The sequence below is a fragment of the Neobacillus drentensis genome (assembly GCF_036962765.1).
GTDB lineage: Bacteria > Bacillota > Bacilli > Bacillales > Cytobacillaceae > Neobacillus > Neobacillus drentensis_C.
In genome coordinates, this window is the sequence record NZ_JBALOS010000205.1 from 1 (window position 1) to 6,431 (window position 6,431).

Here is a 6,431-nt window from a genome sequence, read left to right on the forward strand (position 1 = left end):
CAGTAAAATGTAATGTTAACGTAAAGATTGTTGCGAATCTGTAAATAAAATTCAAAAAAATAATGTACAATTAGTTGAAAATATGTATAATAGAGAATGTAGTAATTTTTCAGAATAATAGAAAAGGGAGGTCTACTAGTGAAGAAATCAAAACTTTCACTACTTTTAGTACTATCACTAGTTCTTAGCATGTTCCTAGCAGCATGTTCAGGCGGAAACAAGAATGAAGGCAAGGAAAATGAAGGCAAAAATAACACTGGAACTAAAGAAACTGCATTAGCTGATGAGCAAGTTCTGAATGTTCTTGAGTCTGCAGAAATTCCTTCTATGGACAGCGTAATGTCTCAAGACGTATTGAGCTTCACAATGTTAAATGCTACAAACGAAGGTTTATATCGTTTAGATCCAGACCAAAAAGTTATTCCTGGAGTTGCTGAAGCTGCACCAACTTATAATGATGATAAATCTGTTATTACAATTAAATTAAAACAAGATACAAAATGGTCTAATGGTGACCCTGTAACTGCACATGACTTTGTGTATGCATGGCAACGTGCAATTGATCCGAAAGTTGCTGCTCCATACGGTGCATACTTCATGGAAGGCAAAATCAAAAATGCTTCTGAAATTGTTGCTGGTAAAGCAAAACTTGAAGATTTAGGTATTAAGGCTCTAGATGATTATACTGTGGAAATCACATTAGTAAGACCGCTTCCATACATCGAATCTTACTTAACTTTCCCATTGTTCTTCCCACAAAACAAAAAGTTTGTTGAAGCGGAAGGCGCTAACTATGCGAAAGATGCTACACACCTACTATACAATGGTCCATTTAAAATGACTAAGTGGGATGGTCCTACTGGTACTGAGTGGGTATTAGAAAAGAATGCTGATTATGTAAATGCAAAGGACGTTACTTTAGAGAAAATTAACTTTAACGTTTCTAAAGATCCACAAGCATCTGCAAACGCATATACTGCTGGTGAAGCTGATATCACACCGAAGCTTGCACAAGCTGCAATCCTTTCTCAATTTGAAGGACAAAAAGATTTACTTCGCTATCAAGAGCCATCTATCTGGTGGTTAAAAATGAACGAAAAGAACCCAGCATTAAAGAATGTTAATATCCGTAAAGCAATTGCTCTATCTGTAGACAAAAAAGCTCTAGTAGATGATGTATTAGCAAACGGATCAATCGCTGCTGATTTCCTTGTACCAAAAGGTTTCTCATTCTTAGATGGTAAGGATTTCCGTGATACTGCAGGAACTTACTTAAGCTCTAACAAAGAAGAAGCTAAAAAGCTTTGGGAACAAGGTCTTAAAGAAACTGGCCTTAAAGAAGTTAAATTTACTTATGTAGGTCAAGATACTGAAACTTCAAAAGTAACTGACGCATTCATTAAAGATCAGTTAGAGAAAAACTTACCTGGATTAAAAATTACAATCGAAGCAGTTCCTTTCAAAATTCGTATCGCTCGTGAAGATGCTGAAGATTATGATTTATTAATGGGTGGTTGGGGACCTGACTATGCTGACCCAATGACATACATGGATCTATGGGTTACTGGCGGCGGACAAAACCACATGAGCTATGGCAATCCTGAATTTGATAAGTTAATCAAATCAGCTAGTGAAGAACTTGTAGCTAAGCCACAAGATCGTTGGAAAGCTCTGCAAGATGCAGAAAAAATCTTGTTAGAAGATGATGCGGCAATCGCACCACTTTACCAACGTTCAGTTAACCTACTAATCAATCCTAAAGTTCAAGGTTTTGCTCACCATGCATTTGGTCCTGACTATAGTTACCAGTGGATTAAAATCACAAAATAGTAACTATAACTAATCAAATAAGAAGAGAGTATATTTACCAATATACTCTCTTTTTACCTGTATGAGAATTGTCGTAAGATGTCGAAAATTCAATTAATTAGGAGGTGTAGGCATGGTCAAATATATACTAAAACGTGTTGGCTATATGATTATTACACTTTTTATCGTAACATCGCTTACCTTTTTCCTCATGAAGTTAATTCCAGGTAGTCCTTTTAATAACTTCGAAAAGCTTTCTGAAGTTCAGCGAAATATTTTGCTGGATAAATATGGCTTGAATGACCCACTGCCTGTTCAATATTTTAACTATATGGTGAGCTTGGCAAAAGGGGATTTAGGAGTTTCCTTCCAATTTGATAATACCCCTGTGACAGAACTTATTGCTAATCGTCTTGGACCTTCTGCACAATTAGGTTTTCAAGCTATGCTTGTAGGTTCAATTTTAGGTATCTTATTAGGTGTAGTTGCTGCTCTAAAGCAAAACACTTGGATAGATTACGGTTCTACTTTTATCGCAGTAGTTGGTAAATCTATCCCATCATTTATTTTTGCTGGATTAATGCAATATTATATTTCGGTGAAATTAGGTTGGCTGCCAGTAATGTTATGGAAAGGACCTGAGTATACGATCCTTCCTACTATTGCTCTTGCGATGTTTCCAATCTCAATTGCAGCGCGTTTTATGCGTACTGAAATGGTTGAAGTTTTAGGGTCTGATTATATTACTTTGGCGAGAGCTAAAGGTGCGAGCCGCTGGCAGATTAGCTTTAAGCATGCCTTGAGAAATGCCTTAATTCCTGTTGTAACTGTTTTAGGGCCATTGGCGGTTAGCTTAATGACTGGGTCACTTGTTATTGAGCAAATTTTTGGAATCCCAGGAATCGGTGAGCAGTTCGTTAAATCGATTAATATGAATGATTATCCCGTTATTATGGGAACTAACATATTATTTGCTGTATTATTTATCGTAGTTATCTTGATTGTTGATATTCTTTATGGAATCATCGACCCACGTATTCGTGTATCGGGGGGGAAAACTAAATGAGCAACAAAGATATAACTATTTCAAAGGATATGTTTGCTCCTGTCCATATTGATCCATCAAAAAGTGAAAAAATTGCTAAACCAAGTTTAAATTTCTGGCAGGATTCATGGCTAAGAGTCCGGAAAAATAAAGGTGCTGTAGTCAGCATGATAATCTTGGTTATTATGATTATCATGGCCTTTGTTGGACCAATGATTACGCCATATTCCTACGATACACAAAACACTAAACATAATAATTTGCCACCTCGAATACAAGGTTTAGAAGATGTTCACTGGCTTCCGTTTGATGGTACCTTGTCAAGAAGAGATGGTACCGAATATAACGCTTATGAAGTTCGTAAGGTGGATGCCTATTATTGGTTTGGTACAGATGGTTTAGGCCGAGACCAATTTGCACGTGTTTGGAAAGGTACACAAGTATCGTTATTTATCGCTTTTATGGCTGCGTTAATTGACATGGCTATTGGGGTTGCATATGGAGCCATCTCAGGTTATCTAGGTGGACGTATAGATAGTGTAATGCAGAGGGTCATTGAGGTAATAGTTGGTATACCGAACCTGATTGTTGTTGTTTTAATGATTCTCGTGTTAAAACCAGGTATTATCCCAATTATTATTGCCTTAACTATTACCGGATGGACAAGTATGGCCCGTGTGGTACGTGCGCAAGTATTGAAATTTAAAGGTCAAGAATTTGTTTTGGCAGCTAAAACCTTAGGTGCATCAAATTCTTCTATTATTTTTAAACACATGATTCCAAATATGTTTGGTGTAATTATTATTAATACGATGTTTTCCATCCCGAATGCAATTTTCTTTGAAGCATTTCTAAGTTTTATCGGGTTAGGATTACAGGAACCTCATGCATCTTTAGGAACATTAGTAAATGCAGGATTTAAATCAATGATTGCTTTTCCGTATCAAATGATTATTCCTTCGATTATGATTGCATTAATCATGGTATGCTTTAACCTTGTTGCAGACGGATTACGTGATGCGTTGGATCCCAAAATGCGTGATTAGAAGGCAGGTGGATGTAAATGGAGAAAATTTTAGAAGTAAAAGATTTAAATATTTCGTTTCATACGTTTTCGGGTGAAGTTAAAGCTATTCGTGGCGTAAGTTTTGATTTATATAATGGTGAAACCCTAGCCATTGTGGGTGAATCTGGTTCCGGTAAATCTGTAACTACCAAATCAATCATGCGTTTACTTCCTGAACACAATTCAGAAATTAAAAGTGGCCAGATTCTATTTGAAGGCAAAGATCTAACAAAATTAAAAGATAAAGAAATGCAAAAAATCCGTGGAAAAGATATATCTATGATTTTCCAGGATCCGATGACTTCTTTAAATCCAACAATGAAAATTGGCAACCAGATTATGGAACCGCTTATAAAACACCAAAACATGAGCAGACACGCTGCAAAGGAAAGAGCCATTGAATTATTAAAGCTAGTTGGTATTCCTAAGGCCGAGTTACGTGTGGATCAATATCCTCATCAGTTCTCCGGTGGTATGAGGCAAAGGGTTGTTATCGCTATTGCTTTGGCATGTAACCCGAAAGTTCTCATTGCTGATGAACCGACAACTGCGCTTGACGTAACCATTCAAGCACAAATTCTTGAATTAATGAAAGATTTGCAAAAGAAAATAGATACATCAATTATCTTTATTACGCATGATCTTGGCGTAGTAGCTAATGTAGCCGACCGTGTTGCTGTTATGTACGGAGGAAAAATAGTTGAAATTGGGACTGCTGATGAGATTTTCTATAATCCAAAGCATCCATATACATGGGGATTAATCAGTTCAATGCCTGATATGGATACCCAAGATGATGAACTATTCTCTATTCCAGGAACACCACCAGATTTATTAGATCCACCAAAAGGGGACGCGTTCGCGCCACGTAACCCATTTGTTATGAAGATTGATTTGGAGCAAGAACCACCTTTCTTCAAAGTGTCTGATACACATTATGCGGCAACTTGGCTGCTGCATCCGGATGCACCAAAAGTTGAACCACCAGCTGCAGTTCTAAGACGACAAAATCAATTTTCTGGCAATGCCGATTTAGTCAAAGTCGGAAATGCTGGTCAAGATCAATTCCCTGGAAAAAAGGGGGGAAAATAAATGGCTCAAAGAGAGAAATTACTTGAGATTAAAAACCTAAAGCAATATTTTAATGAGGGTAAAGCAAACGAAGTAAAAGCTGTTGATAATGTTTCATTTGATATCTATAAGGGTGAAGTAATGGGACTCGTTGGTGAGTCTGGCTGTGGTAAATCCACAACAGGACGTACGATTATCCGTTTGTATGATGCCACTGATGGAGAAGTTTTGTACGATGGAGTAAACGTTCATGGTAAAAAATCAAAGAAACAATTAAAAGATTTTAACCGAAAAATGCAAATGATCTTCCAAGACCCTTATGCATCTTTAAATCCTAGATTAAAAATAGCGGATGTTATTGCCGAGGGAATTGATATTCATGGTTTAGCAAATTCTAGGCAAGATCGGATGGAGCAAGTGTACGAGCTCTTAGAAACCGTTGGTTTGAACAGAGAGCATGCAAACCGCTATCCACATGAATTTAGTGGTGGTCAGCGTCAACGGATCGGAATAGCACGTGCTCTTGCTGTTCAACCAGAATTTATCATTGCCGATGAACCGATATCTGCATTGGATGTTTCTATCCAAGCTCAGGTTGTAAACTTAATGAGAAAACTACAAAAAGATAAAAACTTGACCTATCTTTTTATAGCTCATGACCTTTCAATGGTAAAATACATTAGTGATCGTATTGGTGTTATGTACTTTGGTAAAATGGTTGAACTTGCACCAGCGGATGAACTTTATAAAAATCCACTTCATCCGTACACACAATCACTTTTATCAGCGATTCCTGCTCCAGATCCGATTAGTGAACGGACGCGAAAACGGAAATCCTATGATCCAGCAAGTCATAACTACGAGCCTAATGAACCAGTGGAGTTTAGAGAAGTAACTCCTGGACACTTTGTGCTTTGTTCAGAGAAAGAATTCAAACAATTCCAATCTCAATCTAAATAGCATTAAAAAAACGATCTCGCTTAGAGATCGTTTTTTTATAAAACAACACCATGAAAATACCGTTTTTTTTCTTATTTACGTTTACCGCCAACTGTTTTCCATCCAGTCTGGTATTTGGCACTTTCATCTACAAATTCACTTCGATTTTTACCACCGAACACCTTTTCACCGAAACTGTTTGTAATAACACCCATTAAGGCAGTAATTCCTACAATTAATAAAGCAACAATAGTTAAATCCATTATGTATGCTCCCATGGTTATAACCCCTCCAATTATCAGCTGCTTAGAATATTTGTAGTGCAAATATAAATATCCCCTACACTTCATTGTAAAAGAACTTTCCAACGATTTAAAGAGGAAAGTGACTAACAATCAATAAGTTTTTAAAACAAAATGAATGCGTTTTCATTACGGATTTTTAATTGAGAATAATATTAGGCTTACCTTTATAAATCATTCCGTAACTAAATGTTAGAAT

6 protein-coding genes are annotated in these 6,431 nt (G+C 36.7%); 5 read left to right on the forward strand and 1 reads right to left on the reverse strand.

Features of this window, described 5'->3' with window-relative positions:
* The first annotated feature begins 138 nt into the window (after positions 1 to 138).
* The 5 genes from V7137_RS22875 to V7137_RS22895 all read left to right on the forward strand — a co-directional run bounded on the left by V7137_RS22875 (position 139) and on the right by V7137_RS22895 (position 5,951).
* Positions 139 to 1,830, forward strand: a complete 1,692-nt coding sequence (locus V7137_RS22875) for a peptide ABC transporter substrate-binding protein (protein WP_218350509.1) — start codon at positions 139 to 141, stop codon at positions 1,828 to 1,830.
* A gap of 112 nt (positions 1,831 to 1,942) precedes the next feature.
* Positions 1,943 to 2,875, forward strand: coding sequence for an oligopeptide ABC transporter permease (gene opp3b / locus V7137_RS22880; RefSeq protein ID WP_218350508.1), 933 nt, complete (start codon positions 1,943 to 1,945; stop codon positions 2,873 to 2,875).
* A complete protein-coding gene (gene opp3C / locus V7137_RS22885; RefSeq protein ID WP_335700212.1) occupies positions 2,872 to 3,900 on the forward strand; it encodes an oligopeptide ABC transporter permease in 1,029 nt (342 codons plus the stop codon). Before opp3b ends, opp3C begins: the two co-directional genes overlap by 4 nt.
* A 17-nt stretch (positions 3,901 to 3,917) precedes the next feature.
* Entirely contained in the window at positions 3,918 to 5,012 is a 1,095-nt protein-coding gene (locus V7137_RS22890) for an ABC transporter ATP-binding protein (RefSeq protein ID WP_218350506.1), read from the forward strand.
* Positions 5,013 to 5,951: an ABC transporter ATP-binding protein gene (locus V7137_RS22895; protein ID WP_335700213.1), complete on the forward strand. Its 939-nt coding sequence runs from the start codon at positions 5,013 to 5,015 to the stop codon at positions 5,949 to 5,951.
* A 71-nt stretch (positions 5,952 to 6,022) separates the two neighbouring features.
* On the opposite strand, the gene V7137_RS22900 is transcribed toward V7137_RS22895, so the two are convergent.
* Positions 6,023 to 6,208, reverse strand: coding sequence for a hypothetical protein (locus V7137_RS22900; protein WP_335700214.1), 186 nt, complete (start codon positions 6,206 to 6,208; stop codon positions 6,023 to 6,025).
* Between the last annotated feature and the right edge of the window lie 223 nt (positions 6,209 to 6,431).